This window comes from Streptomyces sp. NBC_00154 (assembly GCF_026342835.1).
GTDB lineage: Bacteria > Actinomycetota > Actinomycetes > Streptomycetales > Streptomycetaceae > Streptomyces.
This window is the reverse complement of the sequence record NZ_JAPEMI010000001.1, coordinates 1,857,669-1,876,927: the sequence shown is the minus strand read 5'-3', so window position 1 is coordinate 1,876,927 and position 19,259 is coordinate 1,857,669. Positions and strand designations below refer to the sequence as shown.

The following is a 19,259-nucleotide window of genomic DNA, read 5'->3' as shown; positions in this document are numbered from 1 at the left end:
CCCGGTTACGCCGACCGGAAGTGGTGATAGAGGTGATGCGTCTCGAACCCCATCCGGTCGTAGAGCGCTCGCGCCCCCTCGTTGTCCTCCTCCACCTGCAGCCAGGCCGCCGACGCGCCCTCGTCCAGCGCCTGGCGGGCCAGGGCGGTCATCACGGCGGTGGCGAGACCCCGGCGGCGGTACGCGGCACCGACCTCGACGGCCATGAAGCCCGCCCAGCGCCCGTCCACCACACACCGCCCGATCGCCGCGGGCGCCTCGCCCTCCGAGTCACCCGGCACGGTCGCGAACCACACCGAGGGTCCGCTGCTCAGCACCTTCAGCACATGAGGGCCGGGGGTGTCGAACCGCTGGTAGCGCGAGAGCCACGCCTCGTCGATCTCCCGGCTCAGCCGCACCGGCGCGATGTCCGCGTCCAGATCGCCGATCGGGGCCAGCGCCGCGATCCGTACCTGCGCCGTCACCTCGCGCCGCCACCCGTGGCGCTCCAGCTCGGCGCACAGCTCCTCCTGTGTGCCCTCGGCGCCGGTCGCGGTCTGGATGTACGCGGGCAGCCCCCGGTCGGCGTACCACTGCTTCACCTGTGCGAGCGCCTCGTCGAGCGGGATCCCCGGGGCGCCGAGCGGCAGTACGGAATTGGCGCGCCGGGTGAAGCCGGCCGCGGAGCGCAGCTGCCAGCCACCGAGCGGTTCGCTCTCCACGGGCTGCCAGGCGCGGGCGCAGACGGGGGTGAGCTCCGCGAATGTTGCCGCCGGACCCCGGCGCCGGGCCGGTGCGGACGGCACGACCTTGCCCGCCACCAGCGACGACTCCGCGATATGGACGGACTCACCGCTCTTCGGTGTGATCGACAGCACACCGGCGTCCCACGATGTGAGAACACCTACCGTGTCGGTGAACTTCGACCCTGTCGCGTCGCCCTCGGAGTGGCGTCGGACTGATACCCGTTTGCCCACGTCAGCTGGTGTGATTCGGACCTCAAGCCGTCCGCCCATGGTGAATTCCACAGCTCTGTCCGCCCCTCCTGTTCGGTTCGTGCCCAGGAACGGAGATACTAGGGGTGGGCATCGACGACGCCGCGCTCCCGCGCGAGAGCCAACGCCCTACCGAGGAGGAACGACAGCGTGACCTACGTCATCGCGCAGCCTTGTGTCGACGTAAAGGACAAGGCCTGCATCGAAGAGTGCCCCGTCGACTGCATCTACGAGGGCCAGCGGTCCTTGTACATCCACCCGGACGAATGCGTCGACTGTGGAGCCTGTGAGCCGGTATGCCCGGTCGAGGCGATCTTCTACGAGGACGACACCCCGGAGGAGTGGAAGGACTACTACAAGGCGAACGTCGAGTTCTTCGACGACCTCGGGTCGCCCGGTGGTGCCTCCAAGCTGGGCCTGATCGAGCGCGACCACGCGTTCATCGCAGCACTGCCGCCGCAGAACCAGTAAGCGGCGACCGGCACGTGCGCCGCCCCGGTCCCGTACGGCTCGTCACCGTGCGGGGCCGAGGTGTTTTCCGGCCCGGGCCACCGGTAGTCCCCGAAACACCCGCATCACCCTCGTAACCCTCGTACGAGAAAGCAGAGATCCGTGTCCGCAGCAGTCTCCTCCCGCCTCCCGGTCTTCCCCTGGGACAAGCTCGCGCCCTACAAGTCGACCGCTGCGGCCCACCCGGACGGCATCGTCGACCTGTCCGTCGGCACCCCCGTCGACCCCGTGCCCGATCTGATCCAGCAGGCGCTCGTCGCCGCTGCGGACAGCCCGGGCTATCCGACGGTGTGGGGAACGGCAGAACTCCGCGACGCACTCACCGGCTGGGTGGAACGGCGCCTCGGCGCGATCTCCGTGGCGCACGAGAACGTGCTGCCGGTCGTCGGCTCCAAGGAGCTCGTGGCCTGGCTGCCGACCCAGCTGGGCCTCGGCGCGGGCGACAAGGTGGCGTACCCGCGGCTCGCCTACCCGACGTACGAGGTGGGCGCCCGGCTCTGCGGCGCCGAGCCCGTCGTCTACGACGACCCGACCGAGCTCGACCCGGCCGGCCTCAGGCTGCTCTGGCTCAATTCGCCGTCCAACCCGACCGGCCGCGTCCTGTCCAAGGACGAGCTGACCCGGATCGTCGCCTGGGCGCGCGAGCACGACGTGCTGGTCTTCAGCGACGAGTGCTACCTGGAGCTGGGCTGGGAGGCCGAACCGGTCTCCGTGCTCCACCCCGACGTCTGCGGCGGTAGGTACGAGGGCATCGTCGCCGTCCACTCGCTCTCCAAGCGCTCCAACCTCGCCGGATACCGCGCGGCCTTCATCGCGGGCGACGCGGCCGTCCTCGGCGAGCTGCTGCTGATCCGCAAGCACGGCGGAATGATGACGCCCGCCCCGGTCCAGGCGGCCACCGTCGCGGCACTCGGAGACGACACGCACGTCGCCGAGCAGCGGACCCGGTACGCGGACCGGCGCGCGGCACTGCGGGCGGCGCTGGAGGCCCACGGCTTCCGGATCGAGCACAGCGAGGCAAGCCTCTACCTGTGGGCGACGCGCGACGAACCGTGCTGGGAGACCGTGGCGTACCTCGCGGAGCTCGGCATCCTGGTGGCCCCGGGCGACTTCTACGGACCGGCGGGCGACCGCTTCGTACGCGTGGCGTTCACGGCGACGGACGAGCGCGTCGAGGCAGCGGTCAAGCGCCTGTCCTGAACCGGACGACAGGGCCGGCACCGCGTGATCTGCACCGCATGATCCGAACGACACGCGAGAGGGCCTCGGGAGTGCGCACCCCGAGGCCCTCTCGCATGTGCCGTGGCGGCTGGATCAGCCGATCGGCAGGCCCTGGGTGGGCAGGCCCTGCGTCGGAAGCCCGTGGGTGGGCAGGCCCTGCGTCGGAAGCCCGTGGGTGGGAAGGCCCTGCGTCGGCAGGCCGCCGCCGACGAGGCTGTCCGTGGGCAGACCGCCCTTGGTCGCGGTACCGGTGGCCCCACCGACCAGTTCACCGGCGCTGCCCGTGGCCTCACCGGCGGCCTTCTGTGCGGCGGGGGCGACCGTGCGGCTCGTCTTGGTGACGGTCTTGCCCGCGGCCGGAAGGGACGTCCCGGCGATCTTGCCACCGGTGGAGCCCGCGGCCTTGGTGCCCTGCTGCGACGCGCCGTCGAGGGCCTTGCCGAGGCCTGCGCCGTCGACCGTGGTCAGACCGCCGAGCTCGGGGGTCTGCGGGAGCTCCGCGGCACCTGCGGCGCCGGCCGCACCGACCACGGGGGCTGCACCCGCCGCGATCAGCAGCGCGGCACGGGCGATCCGACGGGTCAGGGGGAGGGACATGATGCTCCTTCGACGGTGTGGATTCTGTCTATCCGTTGACCGGACGCAGTGACAACCGCCGTGGGGGAGGGAGAGGTTGCGGTGTGCCGAGGTAAAGAGTCGGTAATGCGTCACATAATCGGCAACGGAGGAACCCGGGCAAACATTGCATTCGCCGAGTGTTCGATGAACCGTCACTTCTCTTTGTTCCCAAGGGATTTGGGCAACGAAGGGAGAGGTGTCGAAAGGGTGTGGTGACCACCGGTTCCGGAAAGGCCGGATGGCCCGTACGAGGGACCTTCCGTACTAGCGAACGAGCCGTATACGGACCTCTGCGGTGCCCGATTCCGCACGCTCCGTCCGCCAGCCCGACCCGGCCTTCCACACCCGGCCCGCATACGCGACCTCGTCGATGTCCAGCGCCTCGGCCTGCGCCACCGCCCAGTGCGCCAGCTCCCAGCCGCGCTGTACCGTGCCGCCGTCCCCGGTGGTCCGGGTGGACTTCACCGGCACCGAGACCGTGCCCGCCGCCGACGCCCCGCCGGACGTCCCGCCCGCCGACGCCACATCCTTCGCCGCGCCCGCGGCGGGCAGCACGCCCTTGCCGAAGGTCCGCACCAGTTCCGCGCGCACCTTCGTCGCGTCGGCTACTGCGACCGTCGTCCGCGTCGGCGTGCAGTTCAGCGCCGTGGGCGTACGGCCGGTCAGCGCGGCGGCCAGCAGCGCGGCATCCGGCTCGTGCTTCGCGTACGCCTGCGGGTAGCCACTGCGCTGCACGCGCTGCGCCGCGACGGTCAGCGGCAGCCGCGAATAGCCGGGGACCTCGGCCAGATGCTGATAGAACTCCCCGGCCGAGTAGACCGGGTCCAGGATCTGCTTCTCGGTGCCCCAGCCCTGCGAGGGACGCTGCTGGAACAGCCCGAGCGAGTCACGGTCACCGTGCTGGATATTGCGCAGCCCGGATTCCTGCAACGCCGTCGCCAACGCGATCGTCACCGCACGCTCCGGCATCCCGCGGGAGGTGCCGACCGCGGAGATCGTCGCGGCGTTCGCGGCCTGCTCCGGGCTCATCCGGTACGTACGCCCCCGGGCCGCCGAACCGTCGGCGGACTGCACCGTGCACCGCTCGCCACCCTTGTTGCCGGTGACGTACTGCACGGTCAGGTAGCCGGCCACGGCGAGCAGCACGACAAGGGCTGCCCCGATACGGAAGGGGCGGCTGCGGCGGGTGTGTCGGCGGGTGGAGGAGGCGGTCCGGGGCACGGCCCCACCGTACTGGAGGGGCCGAGCGGGCCCGAGACCGAAGTCCCTTAGGGTCGGTTCCATGCCCGAAAGCACGCTTGACCTCACCCTGGACGGCCCCGCGCTCACCGCTCGGCTCGTCGACTTCCCGTCGGTCAGCGGGGACGAGAAGGAGCTGGCCGACGCGATCGAGACGGCTCTGCGCGCCCTCCCGCACCTGGCCGTCGACCGGTACGGCAACAACGTCGTGGCCAGGACGCAGCTGGGCCGCGCCGAACGCGTGGTGCTCGCCGGACACATCGACACCGTCCCGATCGCCGACAACGTTCCGTCCCGGCTCGACGAGAACGGCGTGCTCTGGGGATGCGGCACCTCCGACATGAAGTCCGGCGTCGCCGTCCAGCTGCGGATCGCCGCCACCGTGCCCGAGCCCAACCGCGACCTGACCTTCGTCTTCTACGACAACGAAGAAGTCGCCGCACACCTCAACGGGCTCGGCCATGTCGCCGACGCCCACCCGGACTGGCTGGAGGGCGACTTCGCCGTCCTCCTCGAACCGTCCGACGGCCAGGTCGAGGGCGGTTGTCAGGGCACCCTGCGGGTTTTTCTCCGTACCGAAGGGGAGCGAGCGCACTCCGCACGCAGCTGGATGGGGTCCAACGCCATCCACGCCGCGGCCCCGATCCTCGGCCGCCTCGCCGCGTACGAACCGCGCCGGCCGGTCATCGACGGGCTGGAGTACCGCGAGGGCCTCAACGCCGTACGGATCGAGGCGGGCGTCGCCAACAACGTCATCCCGGACGCCTGCACCGTCGTCGTCAACTACCGGTACGCCCCCGACCGCAGCGCCGAAGAGGCCCTGGCCCACGTCCACGAGGTCTTCGCGGACTGCGGCGTCGTCGAGTTCACCGTCGACGACCACTCCGGAGCAGCAATGCCCGGCCTCTCCCACCCGGCGGCCAAGGCGTTCATGGCGGCGGTCGGCGGCACCGCCCAGCCCAAGTTCGGCTGGACGGACGTCTCCCGCTTCGGCGCGCTCGGCGTCCCCGCGGTGAACTACGGACCCGGCGACGCACTCCTCGCGCACAAGCGCAACGAGCACGTGGCCGTCGACCGGATCACCCACTGCGAGGAGCGGCTCCGCTCCTGGCTCACCGGCTGACCCGCAGCATTCCCCTGTGCGTAACCTCCGTAGATCTACCCTGACCTGACACACAACGTCGGCATGTCGTCGGAGGGAGCAGGTCATGGGCAACCCCGAGGAAGCGCACGTCCCCGAGGAGCAGCGGCTCGGACCGGTACTGCGCCGCAGGGAACAGGTACAGCCCGGCACCACCGATCAGCGGCTGCTGGACACCGAGGGCGACTCCGAGTGGGTGCACACCGACCCATGGCGGGTGATGCGCATCCAGTCGGAGTTCGTCGAAGGATTCGGCGCCCTCGCCGAGTTGCCCAGCGCCATCAGCGTCTTCGGCTCGGCCCGCAGTCCGGCCGGCGGACCGGACTACGAGGCAGGCGTACAGATCGGCAAGGCGCTGGTCGAGGCGGGCTTCGCGGTGATCACCGGGGGCGGGCCCGGAGCGATGGAAGCGGCGAACAAGGGGGCACGGGAGGCGAAGGGTGTCTCGGTCGGCCTCGGCATCGAGCTGCCCTTCGAGTCCGGCCTCAACCCGCACGTCGACATCGGCGTCAACTTCCGCTACTTCTTCGTCCGCAAGACGATGTTCGTGAAGTACGCGCAGGGCTTCGTCGTCCTGCCCGGCGGCCTCGGCACCCTGGACGAACTCTTCGAGGCGCTCACCCTCGTCCAGACGGGCAAGGTGACACGCTTCCCGATCGTGCTCTTCGGCACCGCGTACTGGTCCGGGCTCGTCGACTGGCTGCGGGACACGGTGGTGGCGCAGGGGAAGGCGTCCGAGCGGGATCTGCTGCTCTTCCACGTCACGGACAGCGTGGAAGAGGCGGTAAGCCTGGTGACGAAGGAAGTCGGCCGGTAGGACGGCACGCCGGCGCCGGACGGGCTTGTTCGAGCCCCTCCGGCGATCGAGGTGCGGGGTCCGGGGCCGGAGCCCCGGTTTCGGGAAGGGACGGGCGGGGGGCCTGCCGCAGGCCCCCCGCCACCTCATGCCCCGGCTACGCCAGCCCCCTCCGCGCCACCGCCGGCGCCCGATGCCCGGCGATCGACGCCACCATGTCCAGCACCTGCCGCGTCTCCGCCACCTCGTGCACCCGATACACCCGCGCCCCCAGCCAGGCCGACACCGCGGTCGTCGCCAACGTCCCGACCAGGCGTTCCTTCACGGGCCGGTCGAGCGTCTCCCCGACGAAGTCCTTGTTGGACAGCGATACGAGGACGGGCCAGCCGGTCTCCGTCATCTCACCGAGCCGACGCGTCGCCTCCAGCGAGTGCCGGGTGTTCTTCCCGAAGTCATGGCCGGGGTCGATCATGATGCCGTCCGGCCTGACCCCGAGCTCCACGGCCCGCTCGGCCAGCCCCTCCGTCACCCGCAGGATGTCCGCCATCACGTCGTCGTACACGACCCGGTGCGGCCGGGTCCGCGGTTCGGCGCCGCCCGCGTGCGTGCACACCAGCCCCGCCCCGTACCGCGCGGCGACCTCCGCGAGCTTCGGGTCGACACCGCCCCACGCGTCGTTCAGTACATCCGCACCGGCCTCGCAGACCGCCTCGCCGACATCGTGGCGCCAGGTGTCGACGCTGATGACGACATCCGGGTGGCGGCGCCGCACCTCGGCGACGAACCCGACCGTGCGTCGGGCCTCCTCGTGGGCCGTCACCTCCTCGCCGGGACCGGCCTTCACCCCGCCGATGTCGATGATTGCGGCGCCGTCCGCGACGGCCTGCTCGACCCTGGCGAGCGCGGGCTCGTCGCGGAAGGTCGCGCCCTGGTCGTAGAAGGAGTCCGGAGTACGGTTCACGATCGCCATGATCACCGGCTCGTGCGCCCCGAATTCGCGCCGCCCCAGCCTGAGCGCACCGCTTCGCATCCCGTGTTTCTCCTCTGGTAGATCGCCCCGTGGGTCGCCTGCGACCCTAACTGTCGGCACCGCATGGCACGATCGGAGCCGGACAGGTTTTCGCTCCCGGGGAGATGCGCGTGTTCTGGTTCTTGCTGCTGTCGATGGTGGTGGTCGTGGCCGCGGTCACCCTCGCGGTGGTCGGCGGAGGGAAGAGTGCCGTCCTGCAGGACGTGGCGCCCGAGCAGCTGACCGACCCGCTGCCCGTGAACCGGCCGGTCGGCCGCGCGGACATAGAAGCGATGCGACTGCCCGTGGTGGCCCGCGGCTACCGGATGACGGACGTTGACGACGCCCTCGGCCGGCTCGGCGCCGAGCTCGCCGAACGGGACGCGCGGATCGCCGAGCTGGAGTCGGCGCTCGCCGGCGCGCAGGCGACCGCAGCGGGCGGCAAGGGGCTCTTCAAGGAACCGCCGCGCCCGCCGCGCCTCGAGCGGTCCCCGTGGGAACCGCCGCACCCGCCGCGCCCCGAGCGGTCCCCGTGGGAGCCGCCGCACCCGCCGTCGCCGTCCGGCCCCCCGCCCGGACCTTCCGGGCCGCAGTCCGGGTCCCGGCCCGGCGAGGAGCCGCAGCGATGAGCGGCGCCGGCGTCGAAGCCGCGACCGACGGCAGGCTGCGCTGCTCCTGGGCACTGTCCACCGACGACTACCTCGTCTACCACGACACCGAATGGGGCCGCCCCGTCCACGGCGACGACGCCCTGTTCGAACGGCTCTGCCTGGAGGCGTTCCAGTCCGGACTGTCCTGGCTGACGATCCTGCGCCGCCGGGAAGGGTTCCGCAGCGCCTTCGCCGGGTTCAAGATCCCCGCGGTCGCCGAGTTCACCGACGCCGACAAGGAACGTCTCCTCGCCGACGCCGGGATCATCCGCAACCGCGCGAAGATCGAGGCGACCCTTGCCAACGCCAAGGTGCTGGCCGACTGGCCGGACGGCGAGCTGGAGGCACTGATCTGGTCGTACGCCCCCGACCCGGCCACCCGCCCCGCCCCGCGCACCCTCGGCGACGTCCCGGCGGTCACCCCGGAGTCCACGGCCCTCGCCAAGGACCTCAAGAAGCGCGGCCTGCGCTTCATCGGCCCCACGACGGCCTACGCCCTGATGCAGGCGTGCGGCCTGGTCGACGACCACTTGGCGGACTGCGTGGCCCGGGGTACCGCGGCGTAGCGGAGAGCTACTTCCCCAGGTACTTCGGCTTCGCCTTGTCCAGGAAGGCCTGCACCGCGATCGTGTGGTCCTCCGACGCGCCCGCCTTCGTCTGGAGCTCGTCCTCCTTCTCCAGCGTCTCGCTCAGCGTGTGGCCGGCGCCGTACGCCAGGGATGCCTTGAGCGCGGCGTACGCCACCGTCGGACCGTCCGCCAGCCTGCGGGCCACCGCCAGGGCCTCCGCGGCGAGGTCGTCGGCGGGCACCACCTTGTTCGCGATGCCCAGCTCGTAGGCGTCCTGTGCGGAGATCGAACGCGGGAAGAGCAGCAGATCGGCCGCGCGGCTCTGCCCGATCAGCCGGGGCAGCGTCCACGAGACGCCCGAGTCGGCGGTCAGGGCGACCCCGGCGAACGAGGTGTTGAAGGACGCGCTGTCGGCCACCACCCGGTAGTCGCACGCGAGCGCGAACCCGAAGCCGGCACCGGCCGCGACACCGTTGACCCCGGCGACGACCGGCTTCTCCATCCCGGTGATGGCGCGTACGACGGGGTTGTAGTGCTCCTGCACGGTGCTCAGCGCATTGCCCGTGCCGGACTCGCGGGTGGCGGTGAGTGTGGCGACGTGTTCCTTGAGGTCCTGGCCGACGCAGAAGGCGCGCCCGGTCGCGGTGAGCAGAACGGCCCGTACGGCGGTGTCGGCGGCAGCCGACTGCAGTGCGTCACGGAGCGCGACTTTGGCCGCCGTGTTCATGGCGTTCATCGCGCCGGGCCGGTTGATCGTGATCGTCGCGAGACCGTCAGTCACTTCGTAGAGCACCGTGTCGGCCACGTTGTCCGCCATTTGCTGTCCCCTTTGCGCCTCGGGCAATGCCTGTCGAGGCAAGCATGGCCGACATCACGGAGGGCGAACATGTGACCTGCGTCTAACAATTGCACCCCGATGCAGGGGTGAAGGCGACGGAGTATCGCAGTCGGATCGCCGAATTGAGTGGTTTTGAGAGAGCGCGTTGCGCAAGCGATGCAGACCGATGTTGGTCATCGGGGTCTGTGATGCGGGATAATGGCCAGGAAGCAATGTGTTCGATGCCGGTGACACAGCGCCTGTCATGGGGCCGCCGGTTGATATGAGCTGGTTTCAGGAAGGGGAACGAGCATGGCGGCCATGAAGCCGCGGACGGGCGACGGCCCGCTCGAGGTGACAAAGGAGGGGCGGGGCATCGTCATGCGCGTTCCGCTCGAAGGCGGCGGTCGGCTTGTCGTGGAGCTGACGCCGGACGAGGCCGATGCGCTCGGCGACGCCCTCAAGAAGGTCGTCGGCTGACGCAGAGGCGCCCACACTTCACCACTGCCCCGCCACGGAGTCCGTGCCGGGGCAGTGGTGCGTCCGGGACACTTCGCAGCCCCGGGTACGGGGCGAGGAGCGAGGACCGGCGGACGGTCAGCCGCGCCGGACCGCGCACAGCAACCCGTCGCCCACCGGCAACAGGGTGGCCATCAGCTCCTGGCTCTCCCGCACCGCCCGCAACAGCTCCCGCAGCCTCAGCACCTCCGCGGGCTGCGCCGCCGAGTCGACCGTGCGGCCGTCCGCGAAGACACCCTCGAAGCAGACCAGACCACCAGGTCGCAGCAGGCGCAACGATTCAGCGAGGCAGTCCAGGCTCTCCAGCCGGTCGCCGTCGCAGAACACCAGGTCGTATCCGCCGTCCGCGAGTCGCGGAAGTACGTCGAGGGCGCGTCCCGGGATGAACCGGGCCCGATTGGCGGCGAACCCCGCGGCCCGGAACGCCTCGCGGGCGAACTGCTGACGCTCCGGCTCCGGATCGACCGTGGTCAGTACGCCGTCGGGTCGCATCCCATGCAGCAGATAGATGCCGGAGACGCCGGTTCCGGTGCCGATCTCGGCCACCGCTTTGGCGTCCGTCGTGGCAGCGAGCAGGCGCAGCGCGGCGCCGGTGCCTGGCGACACCGAGCGGAGACCTGCGTCCCGGGCCCGGTCCCGGGCCCAGCGCAGTGCTTCGTCCTCGGCGACAAAGGCGTCGGCGAACGCCCAGCTCGTCTGCCGGTTGGCGGTAATGACCCTCTCCTGTCCCCGTAGTTGGCGCAACGGTGACTGTATCCGCTGTACCCGGGAACCCGCAGATGGGACCGGGCGTTATCAAGGGGCAGGGGAAAGCGCGTGGACGGGGCCCGCAGATCGGGCCCGGGAATCCGCGGCCGGCGGTTCCGGGGTGGCCCCCGGCCCCAGCAGGAAAAAGGCTTATCCGGAGCTAACGGGCGAGGTGGCTATGGTAGGGGCTCCACTGGACACCACCAGAGCCGACAGGGGAGGTGCGGCTGCGCCTGTGGATCGGGGAGGAGTGCTACGGCGCTTCCTCAGGTCGGCGGGTGAGCCGAAATCCGTGACCAACATTGCTGACCGTTCTTCCAGCGACTCCGCACCGACCGCGACCTTCGCCTCAGATGCGGACTCCCAGGCTTGGATGCCGCCCTCATGGGAAGAGATCGTCAGCACGCACAGCGGTCGTGTCTACCGCCTTGCCTACCGACTGACGGGCAACCAGCACGATGCCGAGGACCTCACCCAGGAGGTCTTCGTCCGGGTGTTCCGTTCGCTGTCGACCTATACGCCCGGCACCTTCGAGGGCTGGCTGCACCGCATCACGACCAACCTGTTCCTGGACATGGTCCGTCGTAAGCAGCGGATCCGTTTCGACTCCCTCGGCGACGACGCCGCCGAGCGGCTGCCGAGCCGTGAGCCGTCCCCGCAGCAGGTTTTCAACGACACCCACTTCGACGCGGACGTGCAGCAGGCGCTGGACACCCTTGCGCCCGAGTTCCGCGCCGCGGTCGTGCTCTGTGACATCGAGGGACTTTCGTACGAGGAGATCGCCGCGACACTCGGCGTGAAGCTCGGCACCGTGCGCAGCCGCATCCACCGCGGACGCTCGCATCTGCGCAAGGCGCTGCAGCACCGCTCCCCAGAGGCCCGCGCCGAGCAGCGCTCGCTGGCGGGCGCGATGGTGGCGGGGGAGGGCGGATCGGCGTGAGTGGCACGGGTCCGACCCCTGCGGAACAGCATCTGGGGGACCGGCTTGCCGCGCTTGTCGACGGTGAGCTCAAACATGACGTCCGCGACCGGGTGCTCGCCCATCTCGCGACCTGCGCCAAGTGCAAGGCCGAGGCTGCTGCCCAGCGGCGGCTGAAGAGCGTCTTCGCGCAGTCCGCCCCGCCTTCGCCGTCCGAGGGGTTCCTCGCCCGGCTTCAAGGCCTTCCCGGGGGACCTGGTGGTGACGACGACAGCCAAGGAAGACCATTCGGCGGCTCCGGGCGCTTCGCCGACGGACTCTTCCCCGCGATCCAGCCTCCCGGCAGCCGCACCGATTCAGCTTCGGGGAGCTCGCCGCTCGACCGCTTCGGCTATCTCCCGACACCGCACGCCTCGGCCTCGGTGCTTCCGGGTGCCGCGTCGCGCTCCGCGTTCCCCATCCATGAGGTGGGCCGGGACGCGGACCGTTCGCCGTGGCGCGGTCGCAGGTTCGCCTTCGCGGCGGCCAGCGCCGTCTCGCTGGCGGCCATCGCACTCGGCGGTGCCCTGCCGACGGACGCCGGTCCCGACGCCCCGGTTCGCGCCGAGGGCGCCGGAAACAATGTGACGCCCCTCGACGCCGACGCACGCGCCGAGAGCGGCAGCGTGACCAGCCGCCGTGGTGGCGGCATCGGCACGTCGGCAGCGCCCCACAGCAGCCCCACCGTCACCGCCGCCACGCCGTTCCATCAGCCGAGCGGCCGTGTACCCGCAATGTTGGGCACGGGCCTCGTCACGCCCAACCCCTTCATGGTCCCGGTGCTGACCAATGTGTCCGCGCCGCCGCTGATACGCCCGACTGCTACCAGCCCCCTGTTCGCCCGGGCGCTCGGCAGCGGACTGACCCCCACCTCCTCCGCGCCCGCGCCGACCTCGTCCTGGACGCCCACATCGGCCTCGGCCCTGCCGAGCTCCGCCGATCACGCTCTGCCGCTTTCTCCCCGGCGCTGACCGGGGTCTGCGCAGCCATTCGCAAACCTGGTTGAATCCCGGGAGGAATGCCGGGAGGGATGTCCCTCGCGGGCGTGCAGAGGGCCAGTTGCGGCAGTTGCGGGGAGAACATGGACGACGGAAAGCCCACCGGGCCGAAGGCGAAGTGGTGGAGCCGTCCCACGCCGGGGCACACCACCACCTCAGCGCCGGAGAGTGCAGCCGCCGCGGTGGATGCACCGGTCGAGGACGCGCGGCCCGCGGACACAGCCGCACGGCCCGAGCCGGTGGCGCCCGGGCAGCCCGTGGCTCCCGAGCCGGTGGCTCCCGCGGAGTTCATAACACCTGAGTCCGTGGCACCCGAGCCCGTGACGCCCGCGCAGTCCGTAACACCCGAGCCCGTGGCGCAGGCGCCCGCAGCCCCGGCCCCCGCACCGGCGGCCCAGGCATCCCCTGCCGCCCCGGCCCCGGCGGTGAAGCCACTGCACGAGCCCGATGAGTACAGCACCCCGCCGTACGGCGGCCCCGGGCCCTGGGCGCCCGCACCGCCCGTACAGCGCCCGGTCCCGACGCCGGCCCACGGCACCCCGGTACCCGCGCCGTACGCGGGCACGAACGGCGCGGACATGCCCGCCGGGCCCGCGCCCGTCCCCACCCCGGGCCCTGTCCCCGCACCGGCCTTCACGCCCCCGCCCCAGCCGCCCCAGTCCACGCACTGGCTGCAGTACGACCCCTGGGGCGGGTACCGGCAGCCGCTGTCCCAGCCAGGCCGGCCGCTCGGCTCCGACGGCGGACGGGGGAAGGACCGGCGCGGCTCGCTGCTCGTCGGCGCGCTCCTGCTCGCCCTGGTGGCGGGCGGCATCGGCGGTGGCATCGGGGCCTACATCGAGCGCAACGGCGGCCTGACCACGGTCGAGCTCCCGCAGGCCGCGAAGAACAGCGGCGGCCGCGCCCCCGACAGCGTCGCGGGCATCGCCGCCAGCGCCCTGCCCAGCGTCGTCACCCTCCACGTCAGCGGCACCACCGAATCGGGCACCGGCACCGGCTTCGTCCTCGACAACGAGGGCCACATCCTCACCAACAACCATGTGGTCGCCCCGGCCGGCTCCTCCGGCGACATCACCGTGACGTTCAGCGGCGGTGAGACCGCGAGCGCCGAGATCGTCGGCAAGGACAGTGGCTACGACCTCGCCGTGGTCAAGGTCAAGGGCGTCTCCGGGCTCAAGCCGCTGCCGCTGGGCAACTCCGACAACGTGCAGGTCGGCGACCCGGTCGTGGCCATCGGCGCCCCCTTCGACCTGTCCAACACCGTCACGTCCGGCATCATCAGCGCCAAGGACCGGCCGATCACCGCGGGTGGCGAGAAGGGCGACGGCAGCGACATCAGCTACGTGGACGCGCTGCAGACCGACGCCCCCATCAACCCGGGCAACTCCGGCGGCCCGCTGGTCGACACCGACGCCCATGTCATAGGCATCAACAGCGCCATCCGCGCCGCCGACAGCGGTTCGACGACCGAGGGCGGCCAGGCGGGCTCGATCGGCCTCGGCTTCGCCATCCCGATCAACCAGGGCAAGCGGGTCGCCGAGGAGCTGATCAACACCGGGAAGGCCACCCATCCGGTGATCGGTGTCACATTGGACATGAAGTACACCGGTGACGGTGCCAAGGTCGGGGCGAAGGGCGCCGGGGGCAAGCCCGCGGTGACGCCGGGCGGTCCCGGTGCGAAGGCCGGCATCAAGCCGGGCGACATCATCACCGAGGTGGACGGCCAGCGGGTGCACAGCGGCGAGGAGTTGATCGTGAAGATCCGCGCACACCGCCCGGGCGACCGTTTGGACCTCGGTCTGACCCGCAGTGGTAAAGACCTGTCCATGACTTTGACTCTCGGGTCCGCAACGGGCACGTGACGGCACCGGGACGCTACCGCCCGGACAGGTCCGCCGGGTACCGTGGGCCGGGGCCGGATCTCATCCGGCCTGGTCCATGGTCTCGGAGAACACGAGGAGCAACCAGGTGTTCAATGACATAGGCGCACTCGAGGTGGTGACGCTCGTGATCCTCGGCGTGCTCGTGTTCGGCCCGGACAAGCTGCCCAAGGTCATCCAGGACGCCTCGCGTTTCATCCGGAAGATCCGTGAGTTCTCCGAGAGCGCCAAGGAAGACATCCGTACGGAGCTCGGCCCGGAGTTCAAGGACTTCGAGTTCGAGGACCTCAACCCGAAGACGTTCGTCCGCAAGCAGCTCATGGACGGCAACGACGATCTCGGGCTGAAGGAGATCCGCGAGAGCTTCGACCTCCGCAAGGAGATGGCGGAGGTCACGGACGCGGTGCACGGGCGCGAGACCACGTCCGTGGAGTCCGCGGGCAGCGCGGCGATCACCGCGGCGAACGGCTCCCCGGGCGCTCCCGACCTGCTCAAGAAGCGTGAACAGCCCGCGAAGGACGACCGTCCGCCGTTCGACGCAGACGCCACCTGACACCGGTCAATCCCGACTCGTCCGGACGGTATGGCTATTCTCCATCTGTCCGGTTGCGAGGCTGCCCGAGGGGGGCGGGCCACTCCGGACCCTAGGGATCGAGGAGGCGGCCGGGCAGATGGAGACGACAAGTCGGGCAGGCGCGGAAGGTGCGTCCAACGCAGTCACCGAGGAGGAGGTGCCGGCGGCCCGGCGTACGGTCGACGGCTATCTGCAGGCGTCGTTCCCCTGGTACGGACTGGACGAGGCCTTCACCGGTCCGCGCTGGCTGATGCCGGTCGGCACGGCGGCGGACGGCACGGTGCAGCACGGATCGACCGGGCATGGTGACGAGCCGCTGATCCGGGGCGACTCGGGCGGTGACAAGCAGCGGTTCGCGGTCGTGGTGACCGTGGCCAGCAGTCCCGTGCGGCGCAGCGGCGACGGTACGGGAGTCCTGGACGCGACCACGGTGTCGTCGGCCGCCTGGCTGGCGGGCTCGGGCCTGCTGTCGTTCACCTGGCCCCCGCAGCTGGACCACACACTGCGCGACGACTGGCTGGACCAGCAGACGGAGACGGCGTTCGAACTCGCCGACGATCTGGACGGTCCCGCATGGTCGGTGCTGTCCCTGCCGGTGGACGGGGTTCCGGTGCCGTTCCACTACCGCGAGTCCGAGTACGGGTGGGTGCTGGCGGGGTCGGCGCGCGGCGGGGTGCACATCGGGGCGTACGGGCGCGGGATGAGCGCGTACGGACTCGGGTTCTCAGTGATCGCGGACATCGCCACGTACGCGTAGCGGCTCGATCGGTGAGCCGTGGCCGGACGCGTCCGGTTCGCCGCGCTTTCCTCGATCGCCGGACGGGCTTCGTCCGCCGCGGCGATCGAGGACTCGGGCTGTCGGTCAGAACTTGTTGCGCGGGGTGATTCCCAGAGACATGCCTGACAGGCCCCGCTGGCGGCCGCCCAGCCGCTCCGCGATCGTGCGCAGCGCCTTGCCGGCCGGGGAGTCCGGGTCCGACAGGACCACGGGCTTGCCCTCGTCGCCGCCCTCGCGCAGACGTACGTCGATCGGGATGGAGCCGAGCACCGGCACCTCCGCGCCGACCGTCTTCGTCAGGCCCTCGGCCACCTTCCGGCCGCCGCCCGTGCCGAACACGTCGACCATTTCGTCGCAGTGCGGGCACGGCATGCCCGACATGTTCTCGACGACGCCGACGATCTTCTGATGGGTCTGCACCGCGATCGAGCCGGCCCGCTCGGCCACCTCGGCCGCGGCCTGCTGCGGGGTCGTGACGACCAGGATTTCCGCGTTCGGCACGAGCTGGGCCACGGAGATCGCGATGTCACCGGTGCCCGGCGGCAGGTCGAGCAGCAGGACGTCGAGGTCGCCCCAGTACACATCGGCGAGGAACTGCTGCAGCGCTCGGTGCAGCATCGGGCCACGCCACACCACCGGGGCGTTGCCCGGGGTGAACATGCCGATGGAGATGACCTTCACGCCGTACGCCGACGGCGGCATGATCATGTTCTCGACCTGGGTCGGCTTGCCGTCCACGCCGAGCATCCGCGGCACGCTGTGCCCGTAGATGTCCGCGTCCACGACGCCGACCTTGAGGCCGTCGGCGGCCATCGCCGCCGCCAGGTTCACCGTCACGGACGATTTGCCGACGCCGCCCTTGCCGGACGCCACCGCGTACACCCGGGTCAGCGAGCCGGGCTTGGCGAACGGCACCTCGCGCTCCGCCGTGCCGCCGCGCAGCGACGAGGTGAGTTCCTTGCGCTGTTCGTCGCTCATCACGTCGAGCGTCACGTCGACGCGCGTGACGCCTTCGACCTTCGCCACCGCTTCGGTCACGTTCTTGGTGATGGTCTCGCGCATCGGGCAGCCGGACACCGTGAGATACACCGTGACAGCGACCGCACCGTCAGCGGCGATCTCGACCGACTTGACCATGCCGAGTTCGGTGATCGGTCGGTGGATCTCCGGGTCGTTCACTGTCGCCAGTGCTTCGCGCACCGCGTCTTCGGTAGCCATACGACGATGTTACGGCGCCCGCACCCGCCTCCGGGATGGGCCGTCAGCGGTCTTCGTCACTCTCGGCAGGAAATAGTGCGCGCCGGTGGTCCATGTCCTTCACCATGTCCTGGAGTTCCGAGCGGATCCAGTCGCGGGTGGCGACCTCGCCGAGCCCCATCCGCAGGGACGCGATCTCCCGGGTGAGGTACTCGGTGTCCGCGATGGAGCGCTCGTTCTGCTTGCGGTCCTGCTCGTGGGTGACCCGGTCGCGGTCGTCCTGCCGGTTCTGCGCGAGCAGGATCAGCGGGGCCGCGTACGAGGCCTGGAGCGACAGCATCAGCGTCAGGAAGATGAACGGGTACTCGTCGAAGCGCAGGCTCACCGGGGCGAAGATGTTCCACAGCACCCAGACGATGATGATCAGCGTCATCCAGACGATGAACCGCCCGGTGCCCAGGAAGCGGGCGATCCGCTCGGAGAACCGGCCGAACGCCTCGGGGTCGTACTCCGGCAGCAGCCGGGGCCGCAGGTCCTTCGGCTGATCCAGTCGGCCCCTGGAGGTGCGCGTCATCGCCGACGACCCCGTCGACGACGGCCCGGGCCCCGACGCCCGGGAGCGGTCCTCACCCGCCATGGGCCACCCACTCCTCGCCGTGGAAGTCGGTCTCGCGCCAGTCCTCGGGCAGCAGATGGTCGAGCACGTCGTCGACGGTCACCGCACCGAGCAGCGACCCGCTCTCGTCCACGACGGGCACCGAGACCAGGTTGTACGCCGCCAGATAACTGGTCACCACCGACAGCGGGGTGTCCGGGGTCAGCGGTACGAGGTCGCTGTCGACGATCGAGCTGACCAGTGTGAACGGCGGGTCGCGCAGCAGCCGCTGGAAGTGCACCGTGCCCAGGTACTTGCCGGTCGGCGTCTCGTCCGGCGGCCGGCACACGTACACCTGCGCGGCGAGCGCAGGGGACAGGTCGGAGCGGCGGACCCGCGCGAGCGCGTCGGCGACCGTGGCGTCCGGCCGCAGCACGATCGGTTCGGTGGTCATCAGGCCGCCCGCGGTCCGCTCCGCGTACGACAGCAGCCGCCGCACGTCCGCCGCGTCGTCCGGCCGCATCAGCATCAGCAGCCGCTCCTTGTCCTCCTCCGGCAGTTCGGAGAGCAGGTCGGCCGCGTCGTCCGGGTCCATCGCCTCCAGGACGTCGGCGGCGCGCTCCTCCTTGAGCTTGCCGATGATCTCCACCTGGTCGTCCTCGGGCAGCTCCTCCAGGACGTCGGCGAGCCGGTCGTCGTCGAGCGCGGCGGCCACCTCGGCGCGCCGCTTCGGCGACAGATGGTGCAGTGCGTTGGCCACATCGGTCGGACGCAGCCGCTCGAACGTGGCGACGAGCGACTCGGCGCCCTGTCCGTGCTCCTCCAGCGAGAAGCCGCTCACCGCGGACCAGTCCACCGTCAGGGTCTCGCCCTTGCGTCGCAGCGCCCCGCCCCTGCCCTTGCGCACGAAGTACTTGACGATCTCCCAGTCGCGGCGGGCCGGGAGCTGCTGGATCGCGACATCGAGGATGGTGACCTCCTCGTCGGTCTCCACCAGTCGGACCCGGCGGTCCAGGAACTCGCCGAGGATCAGGCGTTCGGTGGGGCGCTGCTCGAAGCGCCGCATGTTCACCACGCCGGTGGTGATGACCTGGCCCGAGTCGATGCCCGTCACCCGGGTCATCGGGAGGAAGATCCGGCGCCGGCTGACCACCTCGACGACGAAGCCGAGCAGCCGTGGCGGACGGCCGCCGACCCGCAGCATCGCGACGAGATCGCGGACGCGGCCCACCTGGTCGCCATTGGGGTCGAAGACAGGCACACCGGAGAGGTGCGAGACGAAGACCCGGGAGGCGCCTGCGGCCATGCTGGGTGTGCCTCCTTCCGTCCCGTCGAGATGGAGTAGGTCTGTTCAGCCGGTTATTCGCTGTTATGACGGGATCAGGCTAGCCCGTACCGCTCCGGGTCGGCCCGGTGGAGCCGTCCGTACGGCTCTGCGCCGGACGGCCCACCCGGCACCGGTACGCTGC

General features: G+C 70.8%; 21 protein-coding genes. 12 read left to right on the top strand and 9 right to left on the bottom strand.

The window, feature by feature from the left end; genetic code table 11:
* Positions 1–5 precede the first annotated feature (5 nt).
* Positions 6–1,007, bottom strand: coding sequence for a GNAT family N-acetyltransferase (locus tag OHA03_RS08205; RefSeq protein ID WP_267002210.1), 1,002 nt, complete (start codon positions 1,005–1,007; stop codon positions 6–8).
* Between the two features lie 117 nt (positions 1,008–1,124).
* Between OHA03_RS08205 and fdxA the strand changes: the two genes are divergently transcribed.
* Complete coding sequence (gene fdxA, locus OHA03_RS08200) at positions 1,125–1,445, top strand: ferredoxin (protein WP_018956287.1); 321 nt, start codon at positions 1,125–1,127, stop codon at positions 1,443–1,445.
* Between the two features lie 141 nt (positions 1,446–1,586).
* A complete protein-coding gene (gene dapC / locus OHA03_RS08195) occupies positions 1,587–2,684 on the top strand; it encodes a succinyldiaminopimelate transaminase (protein WP_267002208.1) in 1,098 nt (365 codons plus the stop codon).
* A 114-nt stretch (positions 2,685–2,798) separates the two neighbouring features.
* On the opposite strand, the gene OHA03_RS08190 is transcribed toward dapC, so the two are convergent.
* Positions 2,799–3,302 carry an ATP-binding protein gene (locus OHA03_RS08190; RefSeq protein WP_267002206.1) on the bottom strand — a complete coding sequence of 168 codons (504 nt, stop codon included), beginning with the start codon at positions 3,300–3,302 and terminating at the stop codon, positions 2,799–2,801.
* Between the two features lie 285 nt (positions 3,303–3,587).
* Entirely contained in the window at positions 3,588–4,544 is a 957-nt protein-coding gene (locus OHA03_RS08185; RefSeq protein ID WP_267002204.1) for a hypothetical protein, read from the bottom strand.
* A 61-nt stretch (positions 4,545–4,605) separates the two neighbouring features.
* Between OHA03_RS08185 and dapE the strand changes: the two genes are divergently transcribed.
* Both dapE and OHA03_RS08175 read left to right on the top strand, forming a co-directional pair.
* Positions 4,606–5,685 (top strand): succinyl-diaminopimelate desuccinylase, encoded by a 1,080-nt coding sequence (gene dapE, locus OHA03_RS08180; RefSeq protein ID WP_267002202.1) that lies wholly within the window; start codon positions 4,606–4,608, stop codon positions 5,683–5,685.
* Between the two features lie 85 nt (positions 5,686–5,770).
* Positions 5,771–6,520: a TIGR00730 family Rossman fold protein gene (locus OHA03_RS08175; RefSeq protein ID WP_267002200.1), complete on the top strand. Its 750-nt coding sequence runs from the start codon at positions 5,771–5,773 to the stop codon at positions 6,518–6,520.
* A 136-nt stretch (positions 6,521–6,656) separates the two neighbouring features.
* On the opposite strand, the gene folP is transcribed toward OHA03_RS08175, so the two are convergent.
* Positions 6,657–7,529, bottom strand: coding sequence for a dihydropteroate synthase (gene folP, locus OHA03_RS08170; protein ID WP_267002198.1), 873 nt, complete (start codon positions 7,527–7,529; stop codon positions 6,657–6,659).
* 110 nt (positions 7,530–7,639) lie between these two features.
* Here folP and OHA03_RS08165 point away from each other — a divergent pair, with 110 nt between their 5' ends.
* The gene (locus OHA03_RS08165) at positions 7,640–8,137 is read left to right on the top strand and encodes a hypothetical protein (protein ID WP_267002196.1); all 498 of its coding nucleotides are present in this window, start codon (positions 7,640–7,642) and stop codon (positions 8,135–8,137) included.
* On the top strand, positions 8,134–8,724 hold the full coding sequence (locus OHA03_RS08160) for a DNA-3-methyladenine glycosylase I (RefSeq protein ID WP_267002194.1): 591 nt from the start codon (positions 8,134–8,136) through the stop codon (positions 8,722–8,724). Before OHA03_RS08165 ends, OHA03_RS08160 begins: the two co-directional genes overlap by 4 nt.
* A gap of 7 nt (positions 8,725–8,731) precedes the next feature.
* Here OHA03_RS08160 and OHA03_RS08155 read toward each other — a convergent pair whose 3' ends face one another.
* Positions 8,732–9,544: an enoyl-CoA hydratase/isomerase family protein gene (locus OHA03_RS08155; protein ID WP_267002192.1), complete on the bottom strand. Its 813-nt coding sequence runs from the start codon at positions 9,542–9,544 to the stop codon at positions 8,732–8,734.
* A gap of 312 nt (positions 9,545–9,856) precedes the next feature.
* On the opposite strand from OHA03_RS08155, the gene OHA03_RS08150 reads away from it, so the two are divergent.
* Positions 9,857–10,024: a DUF3117 domain-containing protein gene (locus OHA03_RS08150; RefSeq protein WP_003966491.1), complete on the top strand. Its 168-nt coding sequence runs from the start codon at positions 9,857–9,859 to the stop codon at positions 10,022–10,024.
* Between the two features lie 117 nt (positions 10,025–10,141).
* On the opposite strand, the gene OHA03_RS08145 is transcribed toward OHA03_RS08150, so the two are convergent.
* On the bottom strand, positions 10,142–10,807 hold the full coding sequence (locus tag OHA03_RS08145) for an O-methyltransferase (protein WP_030915381.1): 666 nt from the start codon (positions 10,805–10,807) through the stop codon (positions 10,142–10,144).
* A 181-nt stretch (positions 10,808–10,988) separates the two neighbouring features.
* Between OHA03_RS08145 and sigE the strand changes: the two genes are divergently transcribed.
* The 5 genes from sigE to OHA03_RS08120 all read left to right on the top strand — a co-directional run bounded on the left by sigE (position 10,989) and on the right by OHA03_RS08120 (position 15,977).
* On the top strand, positions 10,989–11,750 hold the full coding sequence (sigE, locus tag OHA03_RS08140) for an RNA polymerase sigma factor SigE (protein ID WP_199919160.1): 762 nt from the start codon (positions 10,989–10,991) through the stop codon (positions 11,748–11,750).
* Complete coding sequence (locus OHA03_RS08135) at positions 11,747–12,739, top strand: zf-HC2 domain-containing protein (RefSeq protein WP_267002189.1); 993 nt, start codon at positions 11,747–11,749, stop codon at positions 12,737–12,739. Before sigE ends, OHA03_RS08135 begins: the two co-directional genes overlap by 4 nt.
* 110 nt (positions 12,740–12,849) lie before the next feature.
* Complete coding sequence (locus OHA03_RS08130; protein WP_267002187.1) at positions 12,850–14,628, top strand: S1C family serine protease; 1,779 nt, start codon at positions 12,850–12,852, stop codon at positions 14,626–14,628.
* 106 nt (positions 14,629–14,734) lie between these two features.
* Positions 14,735–15,199 (top strand): sec-independent translocase, encoded by a 465-nt coding sequence (locus tag OHA03_RS08125; RefSeq protein WP_267002184.1) that lies wholly within the window; start codon positions 14,735–14,737, stop codon positions 15,197–15,199.
* 118 nt (positions 15,200–15,317) lie between these two features.
* The gene (locus tag OHA03_RS08120) at positions 15,318–15,977 is read left to right on the top strand and encodes a hypothetical protein (RefSeq protein WP_267002182.1); all 660 of its coding nucleotides are present in this window, start codon (positions 15,318–15,320) and stop codon (positions 15,975–15,977) included.
* A gap of 105 nt (positions 15,978–16,082) precedes the next feature.
* Here OHA03_RS08120 and OHA03_RS08115 read toward each other — a convergent pair whose 3' ends face one another.
* The 3 genes from OHA03_RS08115 to OHA03_RS08105 are packed head-to-tail and all read right to left on the bottom strand — an operon-like array spanning position 16,083 to position 19,096.
* Positions 16,083–17,216, bottom strand: a complete 1,134-nt coding sequence (locus OHA03_RS08115; RefSeq protein WP_267002179.1) for an Mrp/NBP35 family ATP-binding protein — start codon at positions 17,214–17,216, stop codon at positions 16,083–16,085.
* 43 nt (positions 17,217–17,259) lie between these two features.
* Positions 17,260–17,832: a DUF1003 domain-containing protein gene (locus tag OHA03_RS08110; RefSeq protein ID WP_267002176.1), complete on the bottom strand. Its 573-nt coding sequence runs from the start codon at positions 17,830–17,832 to the stop codon at positions 17,260–17,262.
* On the bottom strand, positions 17,822–19,096 hold the full coding sequence (locus OHA03_RS08105) for a CBS domain-containing protein (protein ID WP_267002174.1): 1,275 nt from the start codon (positions 19,094–19,096) through the stop codon (positions 17,822–17,824). The genes OHA03_RS08110 and OHA03_RS08105 overlap by 11 nt, the downstream gene beginning before the upstream one ends.
* Positions 19,097–19,259 lie beyond the last annotated feature (163 nt).